The 26,825-nt window shown below is 39.3% G+C and carries 24 protein-coding genes; 10 read left to right on the top strand and 14 right to left on the bottom strand.

The genetic code is table 11. The features are described 5' to 3' along the window. Positions 1-147: 147 nt before the first annotated feature. Together tsf and rpsB are read right to left on the bottom strand one after the other, a co-directional pair. A complete protein-coding gene (tsf, locus tag I6F65_RS01105; protein WP_166109023.1) occupies positions 148-999 on the bottom strand; it encodes a translation elongation factor Ts in 852 nt (283 codons plus the stop codon). Between the two features lie 104 nt (positions 1,000-1,103). Next, positions 1,104-1,832 (bottom strand): 30S ribosomal protein S2, encoded by a 729-nt coding sequence (rpsB, locus tag I6F65_RS01100; RefSeq protein WP_024612406.1) that lies wholly within the window; start codon positions 1,830-1,832, stop codon positions 1,104-1,106. 270 nt (positions 1,833-2,102) lie between these two features. Here rpsB and map point away from each other — a divergent pair, with 270 nt between their 5' ends. From map to dapD, 3 genes are all read left to right on the top strand, one after another. After that, positions 2,103-2,888, top strand: coding sequence for a type I methionyl aminopeptidase (gene map / locus I6F65_RS01095; protein ID WP_197111096.1), 786 nt, complete (start codon positions 2,103-2,105; stop codon positions 2,886-2,888). An 82-nt stretch (positions 2,889-2,970) separates the two neighbouring features. Then, positions 2,971-5,589 (top strand): [protein-PII] uridylyltransferase, encoded by a 2,619-nt coding sequence (glnD, locus tag I6F65_RS01090; RefSeq protein ID WP_166109021.1) that lies wholly within the window; start codon positions 2,971-2,973, stop codon positions 5,587-5,589. Positions 5,590-5,598: 9 nt separating this feature from the next. After that, a complete protein-coding gene (gene dapD / locus I6F65_RS01085; protein ID WP_002958324.1) occupies positions 5,599-6,426 on the top strand; it encodes a 2,3,4,5-tetrahydropyridine-2,6-dicarboxylate N-succinyltransferase in 828 nt (275 codons plus the stop codon). Positions 6,427-6,555: 129 nt separating this feature from the next. Here the strand turns inward: dapD and I6F65_RS01080 are convergent, their stop codons facing one another. From I6F65_RS01080 to pspA, 9 genes are all read right to left on the bottom strand, one after another. Next, on the bottom strand, positions 6,556-7,641 hold the full coding sequence (locus I6F65_RS01080) for a hypothetical protein (RefSeq protein WP_024612410.1): 1,086 nt from the start codon (positions 7,639-7,641) through the stop codon (positions 6,556-6,558). A gap of 253 nt (positions 7,642-7,894) precedes the next feature. Then, a complete protein-coding gene (locus I6F65_RS01075; RefSeq protein WP_024612411.1) occupies positions 7,895-8,239 on the bottom strand; it encodes a 4a-hydroxytetrahydrobiopterin dehydratase in 345 nt (114 codons plus the stop codon). Between the two features lie 36 nt (positions 8,240-8,275). Next, positions 8,276-9,073, bottom strand: a complete 798-nt coding sequence (phhA, locus tag I6F65_RS01070) for a phenylalanine 4-monooxygenase (RefSeq protein WP_197111094.1) — start codon at positions 9,071-9,073, stop codon at positions 8,276-8,278. Positions 9,074-9,310: 237 nt separating this feature from the next. Next, positions 9,311-10,492, bottom strand: coding sequence for a methionine gamma-lyase (megL, locus tag I6F65_RS01065; RefSeq protein ID WP_197111092.1), 1,182 nt, complete (start codon positions 10,490-10,492; stop codon positions 9,311-9,313). Positions 10,493-10,686: 194 nt separating this feature from the next. After that, positions 10,687-11,712: a TIGR01620 family protein gene (locus tag I6F65_RS01060; protein WP_197111090.1), complete on the bottom strand. Its 1,026-nt coding sequence runs from the start codon at positions 11,710-11,712 to the stop codon at positions 10,687-10,689. Then, a complete protein-coding gene (locus I6F65_RS01055) occupies positions 11,709-13,127 on the bottom strand; it encodes a YcjX family protein (protein WP_197111088.1) in 1,419 nt (472 codons plus the stop codon). The genes I6F65_RS01060 and I6F65_RS01055 overlap by 4 nt, the downstream gene beginning before the upstream one ends. A 63-nt stretch (positions 13,128-13,190) precedes the next feature. Then, complete coding sequence (pspC, locus tag I6F65_RS01050) at positions 13,191-13,589, bottom strand: envelope stress response membrane protein PspC (RefSeq protein ID WP_024612320.1); 399 nt, start codon at positions 13,587-13,589, stop codon at positions 13,191-13,193. Then, a complete protein-coding gene (pspB, locus tag I6F65_RS01045) occupies positions 13,586-13,819 on the bottom strand; it encodes an envelope stress response membrane protein PspB (RefSeq protein ID WP_024612319.1) in 234 nt (77 codons plus the stop codon). Before pspB ends, pspC begins: the two co-directional genes overlap by 4 nt. 73 nt (positions 13,820-13,892) lie before the next feature. Then, a complete protein-coding gene (gene pspA, locus I6F65_RS01040; RefSeq protein WP_024612318.1) occupies positions 13,893-14,552 on the bottom strand; it encodes a phage shock protein PspA in 660 nt (219 codons plus the stop codon). A 186-nt stretch (positions 14,553-14,738) separates the two neighbouring features. On the opposite strand from pspA, the gene pspF reads away from it, so the two are divergent. The 7 genes from pspF to I6F65_RS01005 all read left to right on the top strand — a co-directional run bounded on the left by pspF (position 14,739) and on the right by I6F65_RS01005 (position 21,736). After that, the gene (pspF, locus tag I6F65_RS01035) at positions 14,739-15,803 is read left to right on the top strand and encodes a phage shock protein operon transcriptional activator (protein ID WP_024612317.1); all 1,065 of its coding nucleotides are present in this window, start codon (positions 14,739-14,741) and stop codon (positions 15,801-15,803) included. 15 nt (positions 15,804-15,818) lie between these two features. Continuing rightward, positions 15,819-17,426 carry an ABC transporter substrate-binding protein gene (locus tag I6F65_RS01030; RefSeq protein WP_166109013.1) on the top strand — a complete coding sequence of 536 codons (1,608 nt, stop codon included), beginning with the start codon at positions 15,819-15,821 and terminating at the stop codon, positions 17,424-17,426. Next, the gene (locus I6F65_RS01025; protein ID WP_024612315.1) at positions 17,426-18,460 is read left to right on the top strand and encodes an ABC transporter permease subunit; all 1,035 of its coding nucleotides are present in this window, start codon (positions 17,426-17,428) and stop codon (positions 18,458-18,460) included. The genes I6F65_RS01030 and I6F65_RS01025 overlap by 1 nt, the downstream gene beginning before the upstream one ends. Then, on the top strand, positions 18,447-19,340 hold the full coding sequence (locus I6F65_RS01020; RefSeq protein ID WP_024612314.1) for an ABC transporter permease subunit: 894 nt from the start codon (positions 18,447-18,449) through the stop codon (positions 19,338-19,340). The genes I6F65_RS01025 and I6F65_RS01020 overlap by 14 nt, the downstream gene beginning before the upstream one ends. Next, positions 19,341-20,333, top strand: a complete 993-nt coding sequence (locus I6F65_RS01015) for an oligopeptide/dipeptide ABC transporter ATP-binding protein (protein WP_024612313.1) — start codon at positions 19,341-19,343, stop codon at positions 20,331-20,333. It begins immediately after the preceding gene. Beyond that, positions 20,333-21,094 carry an ABC transporter ATP-binding protein gene (locus I6F65_RS01010; RefSeq protein ID WP_024612312.1) on the top strand — a complete coding sequence of 254 codons (762 nt, stop codon included), beginning with the start codon at positions 20,333-20,335 and terminating at the stop codon, positions 21,092-21,094. Before I6F65_RS01015 ends, I6F65_RS01010 begins: the two co-directional genes overlap by 1 nt. 156 nt (positions 21,095-21,250) lie before the next feature. Further along, entirely contained in the window at positions 21,251-21,736 is a 486-nt protein-coding gene (locus I6F65_RS01005; RefSeq protein ID WP_166109011.1) for a VOC family protein, read from the top strand. Between the two features lie 67 nt (positions 21,737-21,803). On the opposite strand, the gene I6F65_RS01000 is transcribed toward I6F65_RS01005, so the two are convergent. The 3 genes from I6F65_RS01000 to lon form a co-directional block, all read right to left on the bottom strand. Beyond that, positions 21,804-23,705: a SurA N-terminal domain-containing protein gene (locus I6F65_RS01000; protein ID WP_197111086.1), complete on the bottom strand. Its 1,902-nt coding sequence runs from the start codon at positions 23,703-23,705 to the stop codon at positions 21,804-21,806. A gap of 171 nt (positions 23,706-23,876) precedes the next feature. After that, positions 23,877-24,167 carry an HU family DNA-binding protein gene (locus I6F65_RS00995; protein WP_157849304.1) on the bottom strand — a complete coding sequence of 97 codons (291 nt, stop codon included), beginning with the start codon at positions 24,165-24,167 and terminating at the stop codon, positions 23,877-23,879. Positions 24,168-24,359: 192 nt separating this feature from the next. Then, positions 24,360-26,720, bottom strand: coding sequence for an endopeptidase La (lon, locus tag I6F65_RS00990; protein ID WP_024612309.1), 2,361 nt, complete (start codon positions 26,718-26,720; stop codon positions 24,360-24,362). Positions 26,721-26,825 lie beyond the last annotated feature (105 nt).

Here is a 26,825-nt window from a genome sequence, read left to right as displayed (position 1 = left end):
CCAACTTTTATTGAATTATGGATAAAAAATAACCGCGCTTATGTTAAACATAAAAGCGCGGTTATTTTAAAGAATTTCTAGCTGCGAAGCAAAACCAAATAGTACTTTAATTGCATCTAATTTCCTTTTGCTTCACAAATAGTAATCTTACTTAGCTTTAGCAGCAGCAATTTGAGCAGCAACTTCAGCAGCAAAATCTTCTTCTTTCTTCTCGATACCTTCACCAACTTCTACACGTACGAAGCTAGTAACTGTTGCGTTTTTCTCTTTAAGAATATCGCCAACAGTTTTCTTAGGTTCCATGATGAAAGCTTGACCAGTAAGAGAAACCTCACCAGTGAATTTTTTCATACGGCCAACAACCATCTTCTCAGCGATTTCAGCAGGCTTGCCTTCATTCATCGCGATTTCGATTTGTACTTGTTTTTCTTTTTCAACAACATCAGCTGGAACATCTGAAGGTGTTAAGTATTCAGGGCTAGATGCAGCAACGTGCATTGCAACGTGCTTAAGTGTTTCTTCATCAGCAACACCCGCAACAACAACACCGATACGATCGCCATGACGATACTCAACTAGGTTTTCACCTGTTACGTACTGTAAACGACGTACATTGATATTTTCGCCAATTTTAGTAACTAGCTCAACACGGTCTTCTTCAAACTTAGCTTGTAAGTCTTCGATAGAGATTGTGTCAGCAATTGCAGCGTCAGCAACTTTATTAGCAAATGCTAAGAAGCTTACGTCTTTTGCAACGAAATCTGTTTGACAGTTAACTTCTACTAGTACTGCAACACCCGCGTTTTGCTTGATGATGATAGTACCTTCAGCAGCAATGTTACCTGCTTTTTTAGCAGCTTTAGCAGCGCCACTTTTACGCATGTTTTCAATCGCTAACTCGATGTCGCCATCAGTCTCAGTTAACGCTTTTTTACAATCCATCATGCCAGCGCCTGTGCGCTCGCGTAATTCTTTAACTAGGGCAGTAGTTACAGCCATTAGTAAATCCTCAAATCTGAATTCTGGTTTAGATAAGCGGGTTACCCGCTCTACAAGAATAGCAAGTCTTCACCTTAAAAAGATGAAGACTTGATGACAGCTAATTACTCAGCTTCTACGAAGTCGTCTTTCTCAGCTTGAGCAACGATGTTATTCTCGCGGCCTTCAGTGATAGCAGTGGCAACAGCACTTGTGTAAAGGCTTACTGCACGGATAGCATCATCATTACCAGGAACGATGAAATCAACGCCGTCTGGATTAGAGTTAGTATCAACGATTGCAACAACTGGAATACCTAGGTTGTTAGCTTCACGGATAGCAATGTGCTCGTGGTCTGCATCGATAACGAAAAGCGCGTCTGGAAGACCGCCCATGTTTTTGATACCACCAAGGCTTTTTTCAAGCTTTTCCATTTCGCGGTTAAGCATTAACGTTTCTTTCTTAGTTAATTTCTCGAAAGTACCGTCTTGGCTTTGTGCTTCAAGGTCTTTAAGACGCTTGATTGATTGACGAACTGTTTTCCAGTTAGTCAACATGCCACCTAACCAACGGTGGTTAACGTAAAACTGATCGCTAGCGATAGCTGATTCTTTTACTGCTTCGCTTGCTGCGCGCTTAGTACCAACGAAAAGAACTTTACCTTTGTTTGAAGCAGCACCAGTTAAAAACTTAAGTGCGTTATTGAACATTGGTACTGTTTGCTCAAGGTTGATGATATGTACACGGTTACGTGTGCCGAAGATGAAAGGTTTCATCTTAGGGTTCCAGTAACGAGCTTGGTGACCAAAGTGAACACCAGCTTGAAGCATATCGCGCATTGAAACGTTTGCCATTTTATAGATCCTCTATAGTTGTTAGGGTTAGGCCTCCACATATCCCATAGCACCAACACCGAAGTATTTAAACTTCAAATGCACCCAAGTGTATGTGACGATACGTGTGTGTGTTAAAATCAAATTGTGTTTGCCTTAAATACAAAAAATCATTTAAGAATTTATTTGTAAAAAGACGGCGCGCTTTATACCATATTAAAATTAAATACTCAACATCGCGTGCAAAAATTATGCAGCGATAAATATTCAAAACTCAATTTTGGAGCCTCAATGAGCGCTATTATCAAGACCCCTGAAGAAATAGAGAAAATGCGCGTAGCTGGGCGCTTAGCGGCAGATGTACTTGAAATGATCGGCCCACATGTAGTACCTGGTGTTACCACTGATGAACTAAATACACTTTGTCATGATTTTATTGTTAATGTGCAAGAAGCAGTCCCTGCTCCATTAAATTATCATGGCTTTCCAAAATCGGTTTGTACATCAGTAAACCATGTTATTTGTCATGGAATCCCAAACGATAAACCATTAAAAGATGGTGACAGCGTTAATATTGATGTAACCGTAATTAAAGATGGTTACCACGGTGACACATCAAAAATGTTCCACGTTGGTACACCAAATATTCAAGGCAAACGTCTTTCAGAAGTAACACAAGAAAGCTTATACCTTGCCATTAAAATGGTTAAACCAGGTGCACGCCTAGGTGATATTGGTGAAGCAATTCAAAAATATGTTGAAGGTTTTAACTACTCAATCGTACGTGAATACTGTGGTCATGGTATTGGCGCTGGCTTTCATGAAGAGCCACAAGTAATGCATTACGGTAGAGCAGGTACTGGCGAAGCATTAAAAGCGGGTATGTGTTTAACAATTGAGCCAATGGTTAACGCGGGTAAACGCCAATGTAAACTACTAAAAGATGACTGGACCGTAGTAACACGCGACCGTAGTTTGTCTGCACAGTGGGAACATACGTTATTAGTGACTGAAAATGGTGTTGAAATTTTAACGCTACGATCAGATGATACAATCGACAGGATCATAGAACACTAATAATAAGGACATGTGACTTTTTAGATTTAGTAAATTTTAATTTCTAAAAAGTTAACATGCCCAATAAAAGGAGCTCGCCCAGGTGGCATTACCCAACAAAGTAAAAAAGTTACTTAGCGATGCTGAACAACTGAGTGATTATCGCGATTGTTCTAGCTATTTTTATAAATGGTTACATAACGAATTTTCTAAACAACCGGTTGGGAATTTAATTAATGCCCGGGCTGAGTTTATTGACCGCCTACTTATCAAGCTGTTTCATGTTTACGATTTAGCTCATGAATCTGACTTAGCATTAATTGCAGTAGGCGGGTATGGGCGCGGAGAACTGCACCCCTACTCCGACATCGACTTTTTGTTGCTTGTTACACAGCAACCAAGCGAAGATGTATGTGAAAAAATAGGTCAGTTTGTTACTATGTTATGGGATCTCAATTTAGAGATAGGCCATAGCGTACATACAATCGATCAAGCAATTGAAAAAAAGCGTGATGATGTCACCTTTGCCACCAGCTTACTCGAAAGTCGCCTTATTTTTGGTAATCACATTGAGTTTGAAAAACTCAAAATGCATATTATCGAAACACCAGTATGGCGCTCTGGTGAATTTTTTACTGCTAAAGTTCAAGAGCAAAACTTACGCCACAGAAAGTGCCACGGCACCGCGTATAATCTTGAGCCAAACATTAAAGAAAACCCAGGTGGTCTGCGCGACTTGCAAACCATTATTTGGGTAGCAAAAAAGCACTTTAGAACAGAAACCCTGCAAGAGTTAATAAGCCACGGCTACTTAACTCACGAAGAGTTTCAAGAGCTTTCAGAGTGCCTAGAAAACCTATGGAACATTCGCTTTGCACTGCATTTAGCCGCAGGTCGAGCCGAAAACCGCTTATTGTTTGATCACCAACCTCAAGCCGCCGAAATTTTAGGTTTTGGTAGCGACGGCAAAGCGTCTGTTGAACGTATGATGAAACGCTTATTTAGAATAATGAGCCGCGTACGAGAACTAAACCAAATGCTACTTTCATACTTTGAACAAAGTATAATGCCCGAAAGTAGTGAAAATATGGTGATAGAACTCGACAGAAACTTTGAACAAGTTGGTCATCAAATAAGAGTTAAAGATCCGTCAGTATTTTTTAGACGTGACCAACTCTTTGTATTATTTGAGCACATAGCCGACAACCCAGCAATAACGCATATTTACCCAAGTACTATTCGAACTATTCGCCAAGTACGCCGTCGTTTATTGGGCGATTTACAAGATTACGCAGCGTGTCGTGAAGCTTTTTTACGTCTTGTTAAACACCCTAACGGCATGGGTCGCGCATTTACGTTAATGCATAAACACGGCATGCTTGCTGCCTATTTGCCGCAATGGCGAAATATATTTGGGCAAATGCAATTTGATTTATTTCATGCCTATACCGTTGATGAGCACACCCACAAGCTAATTAAAAATATATACCAATATTTTAATAAAACAGGTATCAGCGAATTTCCTATTTGTAGTGAAATTGTCACTCGAATGGATAAACCTGAGCTGCTTTATTTAGCCGGTATTTTTCATGATATAGCCAAAGGGCGTGGCGGCGATCACTCAGAGCTCGGCGCGGTCGATGCTATAGCTTTTGCTAAATTACATGGTTTTTCATCGGCTGATGCTAAGCTAGTTGCATGGCTTGTAAGTAACCATTTACTTATGTCGGTTACTGCGCAGCGTAAAGACATTAACGACCCTGCTGTAATAAAAGACTTTGCAACACGCATAAAAACAGAGCGCCAACTCGACTACCTATATTGTTTAACCGTTGCCGATATACGTGCAACAAACGACAACCTATGGAACGATTGGAAAAACACCCTACTGCGTGAGCTTTACTTGCATACGCAACGCGCATTGCGATTAGGGCTCGAAAACCCGATGGATCAACGCGACCAAATTCGTGATAAAAAACACCAAGCAAAACAGCGTCTTATTAACTTAGGTTATGCTGAGGAAAAAATTGATTTAATTTGGAGTCGTTTTAAAGCAAATTACTACACCGCTTTTAGCGAACAACAAATATCGTGGCAAAGTGAGCATTTATTAAATAGCCCCGACTTAAGCCAGCCCAGTGTTGTTGTATCAAATAGAGCAATGCACGGCGGTACACAAGTGTTTGTATACAGCCCATATTCTAGCGTATTGTTTGCGCGTTTGGTGAGTGTAATTGGCTCTAAAAAAGCGCAAATACAGCATGCGCAGGTGCTTACCACCAAAGATGGCTACGTACTATTTAGCTTTGTAATACTGGAAGTTAATGGCGAGCCTATTGCAAGTGGGCGTGCGCAATCGATTAAACGCGGATTAGAGCAAGCGCTTAGCGACCCTCGTAGAAAAATACGCTTTAAAAAGAACCGTTCACAGCGCTTTAAAGACTTTAATATTAAACCTAAAATTATACTGCGACCACATGCACGTAAAGACCGCAGCTTAATAGAAATTCAAGCCGTCGATATACAAGGTTTATTGACCAAAATAGCCGAAGTTTTCCAAGCGCATTTACTACACATTCACGCTGCCCGTATTACCACGGTAGGTGAACGTGCTGAGGATTTCTTTGTTGTATCAAATAACGAATACCAAGCACTGACTGATGAAGAGCAAGCAAAGATTCATCAGGCATTACGTAAAAAATTCAACGCCGAAACAGAATAGAGGACACACATGTCAGATTTAAAAACGATGATCGAAAACGCATGGGACAACCGCGATAGCATTAGCCCAAGCACAGTATCAAGCGACGTAAAACAAGCTATTATCGACGCACTAGATTTACTTGATAGCGGCGCAGCACGCGTTGCTGAAAAAATATCAGGTGAATGGGTTGTACATCAATGGCTTAAAAAAGCAGTATTACTGTCGTTTCGTATTCGCGACAACCAACCAATGAACGACGGCGTAAACCAGTTTTACGACAAAGTACCACTTAAATTTAGCGACTACACGCCAGAGCAGTTTCAGCAAGGCGGTATGCGCGTAGTGCCAAACGCAGTAGCGCGTAAAGGCAGCTTTGTAGGTAAAAACGTAGTACTTATGCCATCGTACGTAAACATTGGCGCATACGTTGACGATGGCACCATGGTTGATACATGGGCGACTGTTGGCTCGTGTGCACAAATTGGTAAGAATGTACATTTATCAGGTGGCGTAGGCATAGGCGGCGTTTTAGAGCCTCTACAAGCTAACCCAACCATCATTGAAGACAACTGCTTTATTGGCGCACGTTCTGAAATTGTGGAAGGCGTAATTGTTGAAGAAGGCGCGGTAATTTCAATGGGCGTTTACATCAGCCAAAGCACCCGTATTTATGACCGCGAAACAGGCGAAATTCATTACGGTCGTGTACCAGCAGGCGCAGTAGTTGTACCAGGCGCACTACCTTCAAAAGATGGCACTCACAGCCTTTACGCTGCAATCATCGTGAAGAAAGTAGATAAGCAAACACGTGAAAAAGTAGGCATTAACGCCCTACTACGCTCAATTGATGAGTAATAGTCGGTTGGGTTGAGTGAAACGAAACCCAACGATACGTTGAAGTTAAGTGTTTTAGCTGAACTTTAATTGTATATAAAAAGCTCTAAGCCTTTGGTTTAGGGCTTTTTTGTTTATGGCAATAAACTCTCAATCAAGTAGCATTATTTTTGTCTTAATAAATAACGTATTAACTGGATCTTCTATCTTAAAGTCATACATGTAGTCTGTTTCTTTATTAAATCTTTTTAAGTAATAATTAGCTAATGGATCATAGCGATTCTCATGCAGCCAACTGTAAAACTTCCCTAACTCATAACTTAGCTTTCGACTGAGATCTGACTTGGGTTCAAGAAGCCCATCATTATCCAAATCTATAATATTCATTAATTGAAGGTTTATTTTTATTTCATCAATTAATGGCTCTAGTGACTTTCTATAATTGGTAGCTTTAATTTCTAGATTTGTCTCTAAAGGTTCTGCTTCGTAAACCATAATTAAATTATCAATAACATCATTATAATAATCATTGTTTAACCTTATCTCAGACTCGTTTTTTAAAATATATAACTGTTCTAAATTGGATGATTTAGTCTCTATAGGTTGCCTAGTTAAATTCAGCTTAAAATCGTTAAATAATTTTGTTATTGCTTGAGATAAAACATCTAGATAGTCATACCTCTTAAGAAGAAAGCAAAACAGCTCGTTAGAGTTAAGAACCATAACTAAATCACTCTCACCCACTTTATTACTATATAAATTAACAGTAAGTTCACCATTCTCCATGTGGTTATCGTAAGGCCAACTAGCAAATCTTTTACAATCTGTATGATTTAAGTTTACTGGATGCGCGCCAAATGAGGCTCTTATCGATTTGAAATAACTGTTATCATCCTCGTCAAATAAACGATTTGTGAAACATTCTTTTTCACCAGAGAAAGGTAAAGTCTTTGGGTTTATAAACACTCGGTGTAGTTGGGTTATTGATTCTGAAACAAGATCTATCGCAGAAATTAAAGAAAACATCTGCATAACACGCATATCAATATTTTCCTCTAATCCTGGAGGATATTGTAAATACCTAATCGATACAGTGATCCAATCCATACAAGAACAAATTATATTCCATTGATTTTTATCATTTTTGTTATTATAAGACTTATAAACAAAACTTGAATTGGAATTTACTAGATCTCTAAAGTCAGAAATCTTGTCATCCTTGATCACCTTTATCATTAAATTTTCACTCTGAAGCTCGTTATTAACTCTAAAATATCACTAAAAATATAAACGTATAAAGAAAAAAGGAATGTTTTAATCTAGGTCGAAAGAAAGTATTGGTGGTAAAAAAAGCACCGAGGTAAATAAGTTCATTAAAGATTCGTTGGGTTTCGTTTCACTCTACCCAACCTACGCTAATAACCACTCCAAAACCAAAAAAGCACTTATAAAAATAAGTGCCTTTGTTGGTTTGCTCAATTAGGGTGGTTTACAGCGCGTTAAATACGTCGTCTGTTTTAGCTGCGCAAATAAAATCGTTTTTGTGTAGGCCTTTAATTGAATGGCTCCACCATGTAACTGTTACTTTGCCCCACTCGGTTAATAAACCAGGGTGATGACCTTCGTCCTCAGCCATGTCGCCGACTTTGTTAGTAAACGCGATAGCTTGTTTAAAGTTTTTAAATTTATAAACACGCTCAAGCTGCATAATGCCGTCGCGTACTTCTGGAACCCAGTCTGGGATTTTAGTAATTAATTGCGCTAACTCTTCGTCAGATACTTTTGGCGCATCTACGTGGCAGGCTTCGCATTTTTGTGCACTTAATGAAGTCATTCTAAATCCTTACTTTTAGCTTTTTAGCATTAATGTTTAACTGGCTAATTTTTCTTTTGGTGGAAATTTTGGGTCGTGCAAGCCAAGCTCTTTAGCTCGCTCAACCAAAGTCATAACATCCATTTGCGATATATCAAACAAGTCATGAATCGAATTTATGGTGTAGTACTGCGGTTGCATAATATCAATACGGTACGGAGTACGCAGTACATCAAGCACATTCATTGGGCTAATTTCTGGTGTATTTGAGTACACGTATTGGGTCTCCCCTGGGCTTGATAAAATACCGCCGCCGTAAATACGCAAGCCATCTTCGGTTTGCATTAAACCAAACTCAACTGTAAACCAGTAAACGCGTGCAAGGTATACACGGTCTTTCTTTTGCGCTGCGTAAGCTAACTGCCCGTATTTATGCGTAAACTCAGCAAAGTCTGGGTTACTTAACATTGCACAGTGACCAAATATTTCATGAAAAATATCTGGCTCTTGCAGGTAGTCAAATTCTTCACGGCTTCGAATAAACGTTGCAATAGGAAACTGCTTATTAGCAAGTAATCTAAAAAACTCATCAAAGTCGATAAGCGCTGGAACAGGGGTTACTTGCCAACCGGTAGTCGCTAGCAACACCTCGTTCAACTCGCTTAATTCCGGAATGCGATCGTGTGGCAGGTTAATTACTTTTAAACCTTCCATGTACTCGTTACACGCTTTACCTTCTATACATTTAAGTTGACGTGCTACGAGTTCAGACCAAATTTTATTTTCTTCATCACTCCAATGTATAACCCCATTTTCGTCTGGTGTTTTGGAGGTGTATTTACTTGCTTTAGCCATAAGTACCTTCTTGGGGTTAACCTTAAATCGGTGTAAGTGTGATACTTAAAATCAATCAAATATCGAATGACCCCATACTATGCAAAAGTGAAGAGAAGTTTAATAGGTAGGCTAACATCTATAATTGGCACGATCACAACATTCGTAAATATAAATTTACACCAGTGACCACAATAAAATACAGACCTTTAAATAAAGGTCTGCAGAAGCAAAAACACTGTACACATTTAAATACAGCTATTGAATTTGAGTGAAAGCATGGTCTAAATCATCAATAATATCGTTAACATTTTCAAGCCCAACTGATAGACGGATCAAGCCATCACTTATTCCTGCTGCAGCTCGCTCTTCGGGAGTATAAGGTGAGTGAGTCATTGAAGCTGGATGCTGAATAAGAGTTTCAGCATCACCTAAACTTACTGCTAAAGTACAAAGTTTCATACTATCAATAAACTGCGCACCATCTTGCAACGTGCCTTTTATTTCAAATGCAATAACACCACCAGCGGCTTTCATTTGATTACCAATAAACTTATGACCAGGATGCGATTTAAGCCCTGGATAATATACGGTGCTCACTTGTGGGTGCGCTTCTAGATATTCGGCAATAATTTGTGCGCTTTGACAATGGCGCTCTACTCGAACCGCAAGGGTTTTTAAACCTCGGTTAATTAACCATGCGTCATGTGGGCTAATAGTTGCGCCAATATCTTTTAATACGGTCATTTTAATAAGCGCTATATGCTCAAGCGAACCACATACAATACCCGCGACTACATCGCCATGCCCGTTCAAGTACTTAGTTGCACTGTGTACTATTATATCAATGCCGTATTTTTTAGGCGATTGCAGTAAAGGCGTTAAAAAGGTGTTGTCGACCACGCTAATTAAGTTGTACTGTTTTGCTACACTGCCAATAAGTGCTAAATCGATTACCGCCATGGTGGGGTTAATGGGTGTTTCTACAAATATCATTTTTGAATTAGGTTTAATTGCTGCGCGTAATTCGGCCTCGTTAGTCATATCAACAAAAGTGACTTCGATTCCCCAGCGCGGCAACATATGCGAGAAAAACGCGAAGGTACAACCATATAAAGCACTTGAAGCAACAAGGTGATCTCCTTGCGATAAAAAGCTTAATACCGACGCAGACACTGCCCCCATTCCGGTTGCGGTTGCAGCTGCGGCTTCACACGTTTCTAGCTGAGCAACTTTTTGCTCAAGCTCGGTAGTTGTAGGGTTTCCTAAACGCGTATAAATATAGCCAGGCTCGTCGCCTGCAAAACGCGCAGCACCTTGTGCAGCATTTTCAAAATGAAAGGTAGAGGTTTGATACAAAGGAGAAGTGAGTGCGCCGTGCGGGTCGTTTGCTTTTTGTGGTCCGTGAATACACTGGGTATTTATATGATGCTTGCTCATTGTAGGCTCATTTTTTGATTATTATGTTTTATCGATTTCATAATCAAAACGTATGGGCTTACAAACAGCAAGCATGCCGGATGCTCAGATGGCTATTTGTGCAAAGTTTATGCATTTAACTGTACACAAATATTGCCAAGTCATTGTGAGCTTTAACTTATTTAAAGTAGTTTTAAAACGCTTATTAAAAATACTTACTCTGGCGTTGCTGGCTTTTTACGACTAATAATTTTACTCGCAATGCTTTGTACCGTCTCTTTTAATAAACTGCGCTTATTTTCAAGCCTTGGTAATGGTCGGCTAAGCTCCATTGCTTTATAGCCAATTCGCGCGGTAAAAATACCTGCACTTATACCTTGAGCCGCGCGACCCGACAGTTTACCAAGTAATTCTGCACTGAGCGCTGTGGCAGCTAAATCCGACACTAACTCTGCACTGCCTACAAACATTACTTGTTTTATAAGCATGCGGTACAGCTTTATACGGCTCGCATAACCAAAACCAATGCCATAAATTTTACCTATTTGCTCAATAAGTTTTGTACCGCGCCACAGCACAGCCATCATATCGACCAGTGCAAGTGGACTAAGTGCCACCAGCAACGCAGACTCAGTTGCAAAGCGATTAATTAGCTTTTTAGCTTTAGTGTCTTGCGTTATTAATAAACTATTGGCGTATAGCGTCATTATTTCTTTGTCGCTGTGATGCGTAGCGACTTGGCTTTTAAAGGTTTCAAAGTTATCAAGTTCTTGGTGTTTATTCAGCTTCTCTAACCAAGGTAATGCACCACCTACTTGCTCACTATTTAAAAGTCTATCAGCTTCAACTCTATGTAACTGATTACGCTTTAAACTGCGCAGCATTCGATACTCTCGCCATAACAAGCGCCCTATTAGTAATACACCGCTTACAACGGCGGTTAAATAAACACTCCCTAAAATAACTGATTGCTCAAAAGCGAACACTAACGAAAACGCAAATTCTAAAAGTACCAGTATAAAAAAACTAATAGCAAAAATACCTTTAAGCGTTTGCCATTTTGATTTTTTATAGACAGGCTCTAAATCAATTTCTGGCTCAAGTGCTTCATTTTCAAGGTCTTCGTAATCACTTTGCCCGTGCTGAATAACTTTTGCACTTGATAAAACAGGCTCATCTTGTTCAATACTTTGTGCGTTAATTCGACGCCCTGCTTGAAATTGTTGGTTTAACTCACTCATGTTAATTTGTCTCCTAGCAGGTACTGCATTACATGGTCTAATCGAATATGTTTTAGTTGTTTATCAGGATTTGCCATAGGGGAGAACGATAAAAACTCAAACCCCTGTGCAGGCCACTCACTTTTATTGAGCATTCTCGCTGGTGGCTGTGGCGGTAAATAAGTAAGCCATTCAAGTTCGTTTAAAGGCTTTCCGTAAATACAGTCAAGCGTTTGACCTTTGTCGGTAATTTGGCGCGATTGTGTCGCTGCGATTGACGACATAGCCATGGTTTCTATTTTTACACCATCAAACTTTAAATGATTACTTTGCTCATGCACGAGTGAATCGAGCAGTAACGCTAAGTCTTTATGGTGTTTAGCACTTATATGGTCTGATTTGTTAGCCGCAAATAATATTTTATCAATATTGGGTTTAAACAAGCGTTTAAAAAAGCCCGACTCTCCATAACTAAAATGAGCGAGTAACTGATTTATTACACTGCTTTGCTCTTGCAGGGTTTCATGCCCTTCGTTTAATGCGCTAAGTACATCTACAAGTACTATTTGGCGATCGAAATGCTTAAAGTGCTCATTATAAAATGGTTTTACGACTTCTTTTATATAGGCATCAAAACGCTTTATTAAATGCGCTAAGTTTGAGCCCGATACAACGTCGTTATTTATATGATCCCCCGATACCGGAAAAAACAATAACAACGGCGCACCTTGTAAGTCGCCAGGCATTAACATGCGACCAGGTTGTAACATGGCTAATTTGGTGTCTTTTTTAAGCCCTACCAACATACTTTGATAAAGCTGTGCAATATGGGCAAGTGCACTTTCATCTACAGGTGCATTTAAATCGAGTTGCTCAACGGCAGCTAAAAAATCACTCGATGTATTTACACGCGACGCTTGTGTTAATAATGGATATTGTTGGGCGCACCACTGCTCGTAACTTTGCTCAAGCATAGGTAAATCAAGCAGCCACTCACCGGGGTAATCAATAATATCTAAATAAAGCGTTGATTGCGGTGAAAAGTGCCCGCGCAGCCCTGCGTTACTTTGATATTTAATTGCCAAGCGTAATGTATTAATTCGCTCAGTTGATGCAGGCCAACTCGGTTCGCCATCGCTTGGTAATAAAGCATTGAGTGCTCGAGGGTAATCAAACGTAGGTACTTTTAGCGCCTCTTGCGGCACTACTTTTGTGGCAATGTGGCGATGCTCACGCATTACATCAAAAAAAGGTAAGTTTTTATCATCAGCTTGGGTTGTTAGGTGCTTAACAAGCGCAGTAATAAACGCTGTTTTACCGCTACCACTTAAGCCTGTTACGGCCAGTTTTACATGTTGGTCTAAACTGCGATGAAGGGCTTTTTGTGCTTTGCCTTTAATGCTTTTAAAGGTCTTTTTTGCAAATGATTGGCTCATAAAGTGTCTTGCACCCTATCTGCCGTAATTTATCACGCTACAAACAAGGTGCTTATAAATCCTTTAAAGTTTATTAATTTCACGGCTTACCGTAAATTCGCTCGAAGTAACATGGCGTTCCATATCTTGTAAGCGAACATCTACACGCGTTAAGCGCTCTTTTAAATCTTGCAATGCGCGGCGTGGTGGCTCGCCTTTTTGCCAGACTTTAAATTTTACTTCTAACGGATCGTCATGTTTAGTTGAATTTGTATTCGCTGTAGCAGGTTCTTTTTTATCTAAAATAAACCACGCTACAATATACGCTACCACAAATAATGGACCACCTGTTAGCAGTACCGCACTAACAAATATAATGCGAACTAACCATAACTCCATATTAAAGTAGTCACTTAATCCCGCACATACGCCGGCAATTTTACCACGCTGTGGGTCTCTTAATAATTCGCGTTTGGTACTCATACTTTGCGTCTCCATTGTGGTGACTCTTGATCAAGCAATGCTTCTAACGTTTCTACCCTATCAGCCATTTTTTCAGCTTTGTGTGCAAGTTCAAGTAACTGGCGATGTTCGTGTTCACTTAACCCTTGGCTTACTTGTTTTTTGCTACGGTAGTGTAAAATTAACCACAGTGGGGCAACAAAAATCATAAACAAGATAAATGGTGCAACTAGTATCTCTGGGTCAAACATAATCCTCTCCTGACAATCCGTTTTGATGTTTTTAAGCTGGGGCACATGGGGCCCCATATATTTTTATATGTAATTATTTATTAGCCAGCTTCTTTTTAAGTTTGGCTAGTTCATCATCTATCTTTTCATTTTTTTGTAAATCAGCAATTTCGTCTGCTAACGTTTGTTTACCTAAATCGTAAGACTCAATTTGAGATTCTAGTCCATCAATTTTAGTTTCGTAGCGTTCAAAACGATTAAGAGCATCTTCTACCTTTGAGCTATCAAGCGCTTTTTTCACTTCAAGGCGCGACTCAGCCGAACGTTGACGCAGTATAATCGCTTTTTGACGTGATTTAGCATCAGCTAACTTATCTTGAAGTGTTGTAACTTCTTGTTGTAGCTTTTCAATATGAGAATCTACATTTTCAAGCTCACTTTGTACTGCGGCTACTGCATCTGCCGACTTTTGCTTTTCAAGTAGCGCTGAGCGCGCTAAATCGTCGCGGTCTTTACTTAAAGCCAGTTCGGCTTTATCTTGCCAATCACTTACCTGTGCTTTAAGTGTTTCTACACGGCGTACAATTTCTTTTTTCTCTGCCAATGTTTTAGCTGACGTAGAACGTACCTCAACAAGCGTATCTTCCATTTCTTGAATTATCAGACGAACCATTTTTTCTGGGTCTTCTGCTTTATCTAAAATGGCGTTGATATTAGAATTAACAATATCTGCAAAACGTGAAAAAATTCCCATAACATTTACCTCTGTAATTTAAACTTAGTTAGTCTGCTCTAACTAGTATCAATATGCTTGCCAACTTTTCAAAAGTTAAAATACACTTTATTTTCATTACGTTAAACTATATAGACAAATTACTTTAGTTATCTATGATTATGAAATACACTAACTGTTAGTAAAAATGACCAAGAGTTAGGAAATATGAGCCAATATCGCCAGCAAGATAATTTACTCGGCCAATCAGATAGCTTTTTGTCTGTATTAGATCAGGTATCGCAACTCGCTAATTTAGATAAACCGGTACTTATTATTGGTGAACGCGGCACAGGTAAAGAATTAATAGCAGCACGCTTACACTTTTTATCCAAACGTTGGGAGCAAAACTACGTAAAGCTTAACTGTGCAGCGCTTAACGAAAACCTACTCGAAAGTGAATTATTTGGTCATGAAAGTGGTGCTTTTACAGGTGCAAGTAAACGCCATGAAGGTCGTTTTGAGCGCGCTAATAGCGGTACTTTATTTTTAGATGAGCTGGCTAACACATCACCAATGGTACAAGAAAAACTGCTGCGCGTTATAGAATACGGCGAATTTGAACGTGTTGGCGGCAAACAAACAGTAAAAGTAGATACTCGTTTAGTGTGTGCTACAAACGAAGACTTACCCTATTTAGCTGAGCAAGGCGAGTTTAGAAGTGATTTACTCGACCGTTTAGCATTTGATGTAATTACCCTTCCGCCACTGCGAGAGCGCCAAGACGATATTATGCTGCTTGCTGAGCAATTTGCGATGAATATGGCACGTGATTTAGAGTGGGAATTATTTAGTGGTTTTACTCGAAGTGCTACCGAAACACTCCTTAGTTACAATTGGCCTGGTAATATACGAGAACTTAAAAACGTAGTTGAACGTAGCTTATATCGTCACGGCAGTGAACATATTCCCGTTCACCAGATTATTTTAGACCCATTCGATAGCCCATTTAGACCAAAGCCACGTGTAAAAGCCGTTGCAGCTTCACCAATAATTGCACCAGAGCCTGTAATTACAGCGACTCCTGTTGTACAACAAAACATTGAGCTTGCTGCTAATATTCAATTTCCATGCAGCTTAAAAGAACGCTCAAACGACTTTGAAATAAACATGATTAATAAAGCACTCGAACATAGCCAATTTAATCAAAAGAAAACTGCAGAAGTACTTGGTTTAACGTATCATCAATTACGTGGTTATCTAAAAAAATACAATTTGTTGGATCAACAATAGTTAGAGGTTATGCGGGTGCATAAATTATTACTTTCTTTGCTAGCAGCCACTTTAGTTGGCTGTATAGATAGCAAAGAAGAAATCATAGAAGAAAAAAATCAAGGCTTAGTTTATTGCGCTGAAGCTAACCCTGTGTCGTTTAATCCGCAAGTAACAACCACGGGTTCGACTATCGATATTATTGCCAACCAATTATACGACCGACTAATTAGTATTGACCCCGTTACGGCTGAATTTCAAAGTGAATTAGCTACCGATTGGAAAATCAGTAAAGATGGTAAATCGGTAACCTTTACCCTGCGTAAAGGTGTTAAATTTCATACAACAGCTTATTTTACTCCTTCGCGTGACTTTAACGCCGATGACGTTATTTTTACGTTTAGCCGACTATTCGATGTGTATAATCCTTATCACTTTGTAGGTGATGCAAATTATCCTTATTTTCAAAGTGTGGGAATTGATCAGCTAATCCGAAAAATTGTTCGCGTGTCTGACTATCAAGTACGCTTTGAATTATTTAGCGCAGAAAGCAGTTTTTTAGCCAACATGGCAACTGACTTTGCGGTTGTGCTTTCAGAAGAATACGCAACAAAGCTAAAAGAGAACGACCAAACTAACCTATTTGATCAGTACCCTGTTGGCACAGGACCATATATTTATAAAGAATATCGCCGCGACCACTTAGTACGCTTTTACAGAAATCCGCTGTACTGGAAGCACGATGTAGCACTTGAGCAACTCGTTTACGATATAACGCCTAATGGCACTGCTCGTATTGCTAAAATGCTGACTAAAGAATGCGATGTAACAGCCCATCCTAGCAGCGCGCAATTGAGTATTTTGGCTCAGCGTGATGATATAAATATCGAAAAAGAAACAAATTTAAATGTTGGCTATTGGGCATTTAATACAGAGCGAGCTCCATTTGACGACCTCAGAGTACGCCAAGCACTCGCGCATGCCATAGATATAGATAAAATAATGCAAGCGGTGTATTACGGTAACGGTACGCGTGCACAATCAATTTTACCACCAACATCGTGGGCTTTTGAACCACAAGAAAACATTCCAACCTTTGACCCTGAGCTTGCCAAAAAACTATTAATAGAAGCTGGGTTACCAAATGGCTTTGACATGAATATTTGGGCAATGCCAGTAAGCCGTATTTATAATCCCAATGCTCGAAAAATGGCTGAGCTAATGCAAAGTGATTTACGCAAAGTGGGTGTTAACGTAAGTATTGTAGAATACGAGTGGAATACGTTTATTCAACGTATTGGTGAGCATCGCCACGACAGCGTATTACTTGGTTGGGCTGCTGATACACCAGATCCTGATAACTTTTTTAGCCCACTGCTTAGTTGCTCAGCAACCTTTAGCGGAAAAAACCCAGCAAACTGGTGCGACCCTGAATTTGATTTACTCCTTACCCAAGCCCTCGATACGACAGATTTAAATATGCGTAAAAAATACTACGAGCAGGCGCAAAGTCTTATTATTGATAAGCTGCCATTATTACCTATTGCTCATGGTTTGCGTTTTCAGGCAAGCAGTTCTGATGTAGAAGGCATAACACTTGGACCATTTGGTGCTATTTCACTAGCTAATGCGAGGAAGAAGTAATGATCTTAGATTATATTTTTCGTCGCCTTGGTTTATTTTTTTTTATGATACTACTGCTGAGTATCTTTACTTTTTCACTTGCCTATTTATTCCCAGGTGATCCACTCAGTAATTTAAGCGGCATACCAAGTAGTAACTTTACCCAGCACAGCGAACTCGAAGATAAGTACTTATATAATAGTAATTACTTTATGCAATATATCGCCTTTTTAGGACGTATTTTTCAAGGTGATTGGGGCGTTTCTTTTGCATCAGGGCAAAACGTATTTTCTCATATTGTTGATTTATTACCTGCTACATTAGAGCTCAGTATTTATGCACTTTTTGTATCGGTTGTGGTAGGTGTACCTGTTGGTATTTTAGCTTCTGTTTATTATAAACGTTGGCCCGACAAACTAATTAACTCGACTGCTATTGTTGGTTATTCAATGCCCGTTTTTTGGTTAGCGCTATTACTTATTATGGTGTTTTCGTTAAAATTAGGTTGGTTTCCTATGTCAGGAAGAATGGGATTACTTTACGAGATTCCATCTGCTACTGGTTTTATTTTAATTGATATTGCCTTAGCCAATTTCCCCTATCAGGGTTTTGCTTTTTTAGATGCATTGCGCCATTTAACTCTGCCCACCATTGTGCTTGCTATGTATCCAACCACAGTATTAATTCGCTTTACGCGTGAATCAATGCTTAAAGTAATGGATCAAAACTTTATAAAAACAGCTAGAGCAAAAGGTCTTAATCGCAGACAGCTAATAATGCACCACGCGCTGCGAAATGCTTTACTGCCGGTAATTAAACAAATTGGTTTGCAATTTAGTACGCTCATAACACTTGCTATGATAACCGAAGTTATTTTTTCGTGGCCAGGTATTGGTCGCTGGTTAATTGACAGTATTTATCAACGCGATTTCCCCGCGATTCAAGGCGGATTAATGGCGGTTTCGCTCTTTGTTATTTTAGCCACCATCATAACTGAGCTTACTTATACTCTATTCGACCCAATTTCACGGAACCAAACCCATGGCAAAGTTTAATTTATTTTCTGAAGAGTCGAATACATCGCCACTTGCGCGATTTTGGCGTAAATTTAAAAATAATCATCCAGCATTAGTTGGTCTATGGATATTTTTAGCGTTTGCCTTACTTGCTGCAAGTGCTCCCTTTTTAGCTCCATATGGTGTAAATCAGCAGCACAGTGATGCATTACTAATTCCGCCTTCGTGGCGAGAAATGGGCGATGTACGCTTTATTTTAGGCACCGATGATTTGGGTCGAGATGTACTTTCTCGTTTAATGAATGGTGCTACATATACTTTTGGCTTATCGGTAGTGGCCGCATTGCTCACCACTATTATTGGCGTTTTAGTAGGTACTTTTGCAGGTATTAGCCGCGGGCTACGTTCAAGTTTTTTAAATCATTTACTTGATATAACGTTATCTATTCCCTCTTTGTTACTGGCTATTATTATTATTGCGGTGCTCGGTCCTGGTTTAATGAATACGGTTTGGGCTATTATTTTGGCGCTCCTTCCGCAGTTTATTCACTCAATTAAAAGCTTAATTGTTGACGAGTTAAATAAAGATTATATAACTGCATTTAAGCTCGATGGAGCGTCTAATTGGCATATAATATCGCGCGGCATATTCCCTAATATTTACGAGCATATTGTGGTTATATTTACGATGGCGCTTTCTACTGCAATTTTAGATATTTCGGCATTAGGCTTTTTAAAATTAGGCGCTCAACCACCGACTACAGAATGGGGAGCAATTTTAGCTGAAAACCTTGGTCTCATTTATTTAGCGCCTTGGACTGTTGCACTACCCGGTGTACTATTATTTTTAGCAGTGCTTTCAACCAACTTAGTGGGCGACGGGCTGCGACAAGTGTTAAAAGAACGTAAGGCTGATTAAATGCAATTACTAGATGTTCGAAACCTAACTATTGAGCTGCGCACCTCTGAAACGGTAATTAGAGCCGTAGACCGAGTGAGTTTTAGCTTAAAAGAAGGCGAAGTACACGCACTTGTAGGCGAGTCAGGTTCAGGAAAGAGCCTAATAGCAAAAGCAATTGTAGGTGTTCTTAACGAACGCTGGGATATTACCGCCGACAGAATTCACTGGCGCGGTGTTGATTTAATGCGTTTAACACCCGAGCAACGCCGTAAAACAGTAAGCCAAGACATAGCAATGATCTATCAAGATCCAAGCCGATGCCTTGACCCTACTGCTAAAATATTTGACCAAATAGCCGAAACGCTGCCTGAAATTGCAAGTAAAGGGTTTTTCTTAAAGCGTAACCGCGAACGAAAAGATCGCGTTAAGGCACTCATACATAAAGTGGGGATTAAAAACCACGAAGCCGTACTGAGCAGTTACCCGCATGAACTCTCTGAAGGTGTGTGCCAAAAAGTCATGATTGCAATGGCTATTGCACGTACTCCTAAGTTATTAATTGCCGACGAACCTACTACAGCACTTGAGAGCACAACTAAAGCACAAGTTTTTAGATTATTAAAAAGTCTGAATCAATTAAAAAACATGTCAATTTTAATGATTTCTCATGAACTCGAAGAAATTGCACATTGGTCGCATGGAATTCATGTTTTATATTGCGGACAAATGGTCGAAGCTGGACCTACGCACAAAATATTTAGCCAGCCGCGCCATCCTTATACACAAGCATTATTAAAAAGCTTGCCAGACTATGAGCAAGGTTTAGCGCATAAAGAACCTTTTTATGCGCTTAAAGGCACTATTCCTACACTACAGCATTTACCTATTGGTTGCCGATTAGGACCACGTTGCCCACAAGCGCAAAAAGCATGTGTAGTAACTCCTAAGTTTACAAAGCACAACGGACACAGTTATGCGTGTCACTTTCCGCTAATTAAGGATATGAGATAATGCAGCCTTTATTAAAAGTACAAGCTCTGTCAAAAACGTTTAATGTGCGAGCGGGGCTTTTTAGCCGTAAAAAATTTGAAGTATTAAAAAATATTTCATTTTCGGTTGGTAAAGGTGAAAGCATTGCAGTTATTGGCGAAACGGGTTCAGGAAAAAGCACCTTAGCAAAATTACTCTCTGGTGCTGATAGTGCTGATAGCGGGCAAATTTTACTCGAAAATAATATTATCGAAAATAATGGTGTTCGCGACAATCAATGTCGTCATATCCGTATGATTTTTCAAGACTCAGGTGCGTCGCTAAATCCAGGATTAACTATTGGCGATATGCTCGACGATTGTCTTTTATATAATACTGATTTTGAAAAACTAGAACGTATAGAAAAAATTAATACAACGTTATCTAAAGTGGGTCTATTAATAGATCACCAACATTACTATCCACATATGTTTAGTGTAGGGCAATTACAGCGTGTAGCGCTCGCTCGTGCATTAATTTTAGATCCGAAGGTTGTGGTGCTCGACGAAGCTGTTTCGTCATTAGACCCCTCTATACGTGCGCAAATTGTTAATTTATTACTAAAGCTTCAACGAGACACTGGGCTGACTTATGTGATGATCACTCATCATTTAAGTTTAGTGCGCCATATTAGCGACCAAGTTATTGTGCTCGATAAAGGTGAGGTAGTTGAATACGGCCCCACTGAATCTGTATTTCAAAACCCACAATCTAAAGTTACCCAACGTTTACTTAGCTGTTAATAACAGCTTTCTTACCAGCAAACCTCAACTTGTGTGCAATGTAACCTCGTTTATAAAGGTCTTTATTAAATGTATTGCATTTAATACCAATTTTATTAAAAACATAATCAATAATTTAATGTAATTGGTATAACACCTAAATTATAAAGAGGACCTATGCTTAAAAAAACATTACTCACCGGTATTTCATCGCTATTACTTTTATCAACAACGGTTATTGCCGATGTAACCCCTAAAGATCAAAACTGGGTTGGTGGAGTTGATCATCTAGGGTTAACAGTATCAAACCTTGATGCTTCTAAAACATTTTTTGCTGATGTACTTGGTTTTAAAACGCTAGGAAGTGACCCAACCTACCCTGCTTATTTTTTATCAAACAATAAAATAACCATTACATTATGGCGCGTTAAAAATGATGAAAAACGTGTGGAGTTTAATCGCGCAGAAAATGTGGGCTTACACCACTTAGCACTCAGTGTTGAGAGTATTGAAAAGTTAAGCGAGCTTCACAAACACTTAAAAATGCAAAATAATATTATTATAGAATTTGCACCAGAAAACCTAGGTAAAGGTCCAACGCAACATATGATGATTAGAGAGCCTAGCGGTAATCGTATCGAGTTTATTGCCAGACCTAGCTAATATAAACTTTATTCAAGACAATAAAAAAGGCGCTTTTAAAGCGCCTTTCTTTATGAACTAAAATTAATTACTCAACTGGTTGTGTAGTCGTTGGTAAATTAAGTTTAGCTTTCGCCTTTAACGCTTCAATAAATACCATATAGTTTTTATTAGCTTGCGCCATAGTAATGCTTTGTTTTGCTTGTGGGTCAATGTTAGCTGCAACTTGTGCATTTGTAACCGACTTAAGCGCAACAATTGCTGCATCGCCATTATTTAAATAAACAAGTTCAACTACAGGGGCACCTGCTGGGTGAGCCATTTTAAATGCCTGAGTCGCAATAGCTGGCGAAACAGTATAGCTTTGACGCGTTAACTTAGCTTCTTGGCGAACTGTTAAGTTTTGCTCGCTAGCAACGTCGTTTAAGCTCTTACCCGATTGTACTTCTGCAAATAAGGTGCGTGCTTTTTCTTTAGCAAGCTCTGATGACTTTTCGTTAACTAAGCGTGCTTTTATTTCTTCACTCACTTCACTCAATGGCTTAGTTGCAGCAGGCTTGTGCTCATTTACACGAACCACAATCGCATGCTCATTCCCAAGCTCAATAATCTCAGAATTTACTTTATCTTCAAGTAAATCAACTGAAGATAATGCAGCAATAACTGATGGAGTGTTTAACGGCTCTGGTAATTCATTAAGAGATAAAAGCGCTGTTGATTTAACTTCAACGTCTGCAACTTCAGCTGCATCGTCTAAGCGGTCTGAAATTTCAAATGCTAATGCACCCATTTCACTTTGCTTTTCGTAAAACGCATCTACTTTCTCAGCTTGCTCAAGCTCTGCACGTAAGTCAGCTTTTACGCTGTCGAACGATTTAACTTGCTCAGGTTGAATATCAGTTAATTTAATTATGTGGTAACCAAACTCTGAAGCAACAACGTCTGAAATATCACCTTTGTTTTCAAGTGCGAATGTCGCATCTTCAAAAGCAGGATCCATTACATCACGCTCAATCCATTCAAGGTCGCCACCAATTTCGCCACTAACAACATCATCAGATGATGTTTCTGCTAGCTCAGCAAAATCTGCACCTTGTTTTAATTGTGCTAATAACGCATCCGCTTTTTCTTTGGCAACATCATCATCTTCACTGTTATCAATTAAGATATGCGAAACGCGACGTTTTTCTGGCTCAATATACTGTGCTTTATTTTGCTCGTAATACGCTTTAACGTCGTCTTCAGTTACTGATTCTACCGTTATATCATCGGCTTTAAGCTCAATATAATTTACTGAAATAAGCTCAGGCGATAAAAACTGTGATGCATTTAGCTCATAGTAATCAGACACTTCTTCATCAGATACTTCTACTGTGGTAGCTAATGCTTCTTTATTTACAACTAAGTAATCAATACTACGTGTTTGTTGCTGTAGAGCAATTGCGCTTTTAAGTTCGCTATCTAGTGCAAACTCAGTACCGGCAACAGCAGATACAAGCTGACTACGTGTCATATCTTTACGTAGGTATTCACGAAATGCATCTGGTTGGAAATTCATTTGACGAATAACTTGTAGGTAACGGTCGTTATTAAACTGCTCACCTACTTGAAAATATGGTAGTTCTAAAATTGTTTTACGTACACTTGCGTCGCTAACGCGAAGACCTAAATCAGCCGCTAGTTGTGATTGCAATTCTTGTTGTACTAAGCGGTCAACTACACCTTGGCGAATTTGTGCCATGTAATTTGGATCTGCTGCAATTTGTGTAAAGTACTCACCAAATTGTTGCTCTAAACGACTACGTTCGTTTTGGTAAGCACGGTTAAAATCGGTTTGGCTAATTTTAATTCCATTTACTTCAGCAACGGGTTGTTCTGTGGTTTGACCTAAGTAACTACCGATCCCTGCTAAGGCAAAAGATAAAATCACCGCGCCTAAAATTATTTTGGCTATAGGTCCTTGCGAACCTTCTCTGATTTTCTCAAGCATTTGTTTATCTCTTTTCGATCAAGGTTTTTTGCCTTGTCACATGTAAAAAAAGCGTATCTTACCAGATACGCTTTTTCACTTGAAGTAACTGGCGGTAAAGTTACTTAATTCATCATCTGCGATTATTAAGTACTTGTACATTCGCCATAACTAATGTGTTTAAAACAGTGATTAGTTTACTGCGTCTTTAAGCGCTTTACCGGCTTTGAAAGCAGGAATGTTAGCAGCAGCAATTTGAATAGTTTCACCAGTTTGTGGGTTACGGCCTGCTCGTGCAGCACGTTCACGTACTGAGAAAGTACCAAAACCTACAAGTGCAACTGAATCGCCATCTTTTAGCGCGCCAGATACAGATTCGATGAATGAATCAAGTGCACGACCTGCAGCCGCTTTAGAAATGTCAGCATCAGCTGCGATTTGATCGATTAATTGAGATTTATTCACAATATCATCCTCTTTCATTGTTATTATCAAGAGCGATGGTTTTTTAAACTAACATCACTTTTTTGAAAATTTTAGAGCAAACTAATTATGCTCACATGATTATATTTTTCTTAAGCCTAGGCCCTATAAGGGCTAGGCTTGAAAACCAGTGCTTAACTTATCATACCGTTTAGATTTGAAAAGCCCTAAAAAGCACTTTTTTTAGGTTTTTTACTGCTTTTTTGGTGTTTCGACTGAAAAAGTCTCAACTGGGTGCACTAAAGCTAGTTTTAAAACTTCGTCAATCCAAGTAACAGGGTGAATATCTAAGCCTGCCAGTACGTTTTCTGGGATCTCTTTTAAGTCACGTTCGTTAATTTTTGGAATAATTACTGTTTTAATACCGCCACGATGCGCCGCTAATAACTTCTCTTTTAAGCCACCAATAGGAAGTACTTCACCACGTAATGTAATTTCACCAGTCATCGCTACATCAGCGCGTACAGGATTACCTGTTAAGCTCGACACTAAACCGGTTACCATTGCTGCGCCTGCACTTGGACCATCTTTAGGCGTAGCGCCTTCAGGTACGTGTACATGAATATCACGCTTTTCATAAAAGTCGCTGTTAATACGAAATGCTTCAGCTCGATTACGTACAACGGTCATTGCAGCTTGAATCGACTCTTGCATTACATCACCAAGTGAGCCGGTATAAGTAAGCTTACCTTTACCTGGTACTGCTGCGCACTCAATAGTTAATAAGTCACCACCAACCTCTGTCCATGCAAGACCGGTAACTTGGCCTATGCGGTCACCATCTTCAGCTTTACCATAGTCAAAACGTTGCACACCTAAAAACTCTTCAAGGTTGTCTTGATCAATAGTGACGGTAGTTGTGTCTTTTTCGATTAAGATATTTTTAACCGCTTTACGACACAGCTTAGAAATTTCGCGTTCTAAGTTACGAACACCCGCTTCTCGCGTGTAGTAACGAATAATGCCAATGATTGCACTGTCAGCAATCTCAATTTCATGCTCTTTTAAGCCATTACGCTTAACTTGCTTAGTAATTAAATGCTCTTTTGCAATATTTAGCTTTTCGTCTTCGGTGTAACCCGATAAACGAATAACTTCCATACGGTCTAATAGCGGACCTGGAATATTAAAGCTGTTCGATGTTGCAACAAACATAACATCTGATAAATCGTAATCTACTTCTAAGTAATGATCAGCAAAATGACTATTTTGCTCAGGGTCTAATACCTCAAGTAATGCAGATGCTGGATCGCCACGCATATCTGCAGACATTTTGTCGATTTCGTCTAACAAGAACAATGGGTTTTTAACGCCCACTTTAGTCATGTTTTGAATTAATTTACCTGGCATTGAGCCAATATAAGTTCGACGATGACCACGAATTTCAGCTTCATCACGTACACCACCAAGCGCCATACGGATGTACTTACGCCCAGTAGAACGTGCAATAGACTGACCTAATGACGTTTTACCCACACCAGGAGGTCCTACAAGGCACAATATTGGACCTTTAAGCTTATTTGTACGCTGTTGTACTGCTAAGTACTCTAAAATACGTTCTTTAACTTTTTCTAGACCGTAGTGATCACTATCAAGAATTTTTTGAGCGCCCGCTAAGTCTTTTTTCACTTTAGAGCGCTTTTTCCACGGTACATTAATTAACGTATCAATATATGAACGCACTACAGTGGCTTCAGCCGACATAGGCGACATCATTTTAAGTTTATTAAGTTCTGTGGTCGCTTTTTCTTGCGCTTCAGTTGGCATACCTGATTCTTCAATGCGCTTTTTAAGTGCTTCAAATTCGTCAGGCACATCATCAAGCTCACCAAGTTCTTTTTGGATAGCTTTCATTTGCTCATTGAGGTAATACTCGCGCTGAGATTTTTCCATCTGCTTTTTAACACGGGTACGAATTTTTTTCTCAACTTGCAATAAATCTATTTCGCCTTCCATCAATGCCATCAAATATTCAAGGCGCTCTGTAACGCTTGATATTTCTAGTACTTTTTGTTTTTCAGGTACTTTTAATGGCATATGAGCGGCCATTGTATCGGCAAGGCGCGCAGGCTCATCAATACCCGACACTGATGTTAATACTTCAGGTGGGATTTTTTTATTTAGCTTTACATAACCTTCAAATTGGCTAATTGCACTGCGAATGAAAACATCTTGCTCTTGCTCGTCTATTAAATCAGATTCAATAAATTGCGCGGTAGCAACAAAAAAGTCATCGTTATCGACAAATTCTTCAATTTTCGCACGTTGTGTACCTTCCACTAACACTTTTACAGTGCCGTCAGGTAGTTTTAGTAACTGAAGTACTGTGGCAATAGTACCAATACGATAAATATCATCTTGCTCAGGTTCATCTACAGTTGCATCTTTTTGTGCAACCAAGAAAATTTGTTTGTCTTTGTCCATTGCCGCTTCTAGGCATTTTATTGATTTTTCACGGCCTACAAAAAGCGGGATCACCATGTGTGGATATACCACTACATCGCGCAGTGCAAGGACTGGGATTTCGACTCGGTCGGTTCTCTCAAGCGTCATTATATTTTCTCTTCGCACTTTATTTATATTAAAGATTACTCAAGTATATGGGGATAACCTAATTAAAGTTCAACAATTTTTCTCTAGTCGATTAAATTAATTATA

Origin of the sequence: Pseudoalteromonas sp. SWXJZ94C, assembly GCF_015864385.1 — a bacterium.
Classification (GTDB): Bacteria; Pseudomonadota; Gammaproteobacteria; order Enterobacterales; family Alteromonadaceae; genus Pseudoalteromonas.
The sequence above is the reverse complement of the archived record's forward strand: the minus strand, read 5'-3'. Positions and strand labels throughout refer to the sequence as shown.

Coding starts and splice junctions, on each gene's coding strand:
- tsf (WP_166109023.1), bottom strand. CDS start 999: ATGGCTGTAACTACTGCCCTAGTTAAAGAATTACGCGAGCGCACAGGC.
- rpsB (WP_024612406.1), bottom strand. CDS start 1,832: ATGGCAAACGTTTCAATGCGCGATATGCTTCAAGCTGGTGTTCACTTT.
- map (WP_197111096.1), top strand. CDS start 2,103: ATGAGCGCTATTATCAAGACCCCTGAAGAAATAGAGAAAATGCGCGTA.
- dapD (WP_002958324.1), top strand. CDS start 5,599: ATGTCAGATTTAAAAACGATGATCGAAAACGCATGGGACAACCGCGAT.
- I6F65_RS01080 (WP_024612410.1), bottom strand. CDS start 7,641: ATGATAAAGGTGATCAAGGATGACAAGATTTCTGACTTTAGAGATCTA.
- I6F65_RS01075 (WP_024612411.1), bottom strand. CDS start 8,239: ATGACTTCATTAAGTGCACAAAAATGCGAAGCCTGCCACGTAGATGCG.
- phhA (WP_197111094.1), bottom strand. CDS start 9,073: ATGGCTAAAGCAAGTAAATACACCTCCAAAACACCAGACGAAAATGGG.
- megL (WP_197111092.1), bottom strand. CDS start 10,492: ATGAGCAAGCATCATATAAATACCCAGTGTATTCACGGACCACAAAAA.
- I6F65_RS01060 (WP_197111090.1), bottom strand. CDS start 11,712: ATGAGTGAGTTAAACCAACAATTTCAAGCAGGGCGTCGAATTAACGCA.
- I6F65_RS01055 (WP_197111088.1), bottom strand. CDS start 13,127: ATGAGCCAATCATTTGCAAAAAAGACCTTTAAAAGCATTAAAGGCAAA.
- pspC (WP_024612320.1), bottom strand. CDS start 13,589: ATGAGTACCAAACGCGAATTATTAAGAGACCCACAGCGTGGTAAAATT.
- pspB (WP_024612319.1), bottom strand. CDS start 13,819: ATGTTTGACCCAGAGATACTAGTTGCACCATTTATCTTGTTTATGATT.
- pspA (WP_024612318.1), bottom strand. CDS start 14,552: ATGGGAATTTTTTCACGTTTTGCAGATATTGTTAATTCTAATATCAAC.
- pspF (WP_024612317.1), top strand. CDS start 14,739: ATGAGCCAATATCGCCAGCAAGATAATTTACTCGGCCAATCAGATAGC.
- I6F65_RS01025 (WP_024612315.1), top strand. CDS start 17,426: ATGATCTTAGATTATATTTTTCGTCGCCTTGGTTTATTTTTTTTTATG.
- I6F65_RS01020 (WP_024612314.1), top strand. CDS start 18,447: ATGGCAAAGTTTAATTTATTTTCTGAAGAGTCGAATACATCGCCACTT.
- I6F65_RS01015 (WP_024612313.1), top strand. CDS start 19,341: ATGCAATTACTAGATGTTCGAAACCTAACTATTGAGCTGCGCACCTCT.
- I6F65_RS01010 (WP_024612312.1), top strand. CDS start 20,333: ATGCAGCCTTTATTAAAAGTACAAGCTCTGTCAAAAACGTTTAATGTG.
- I6F65_RS01005 (WP_166109011.1), top strand. CDS start 21,251: ATGCTTAAAAAAACATTACTCACCGGTATTTCATCGCTATTACTTTTA.
- I6F65_RS01000 (WP_197111086.1), bottom strand. CDS start 23,705: ATGCTTGAGAAAATCAGAGAAGGTTCGCAAGGACCTATAGCCAAAATA.
- I6F65_RS00995 (WP_157849304.1), bottom strand. CDS start 24,167: ATGAAAGAGGATGATATTGTGAATAAATCTCAATTAATCGATCAAATC.
- lon (WP_024612309.1), bottom strand. CDS start 26,720: ATGACGCTTGAGAGAACCGACCGAGTCGAAATCCCAGTCCTTGCACTG.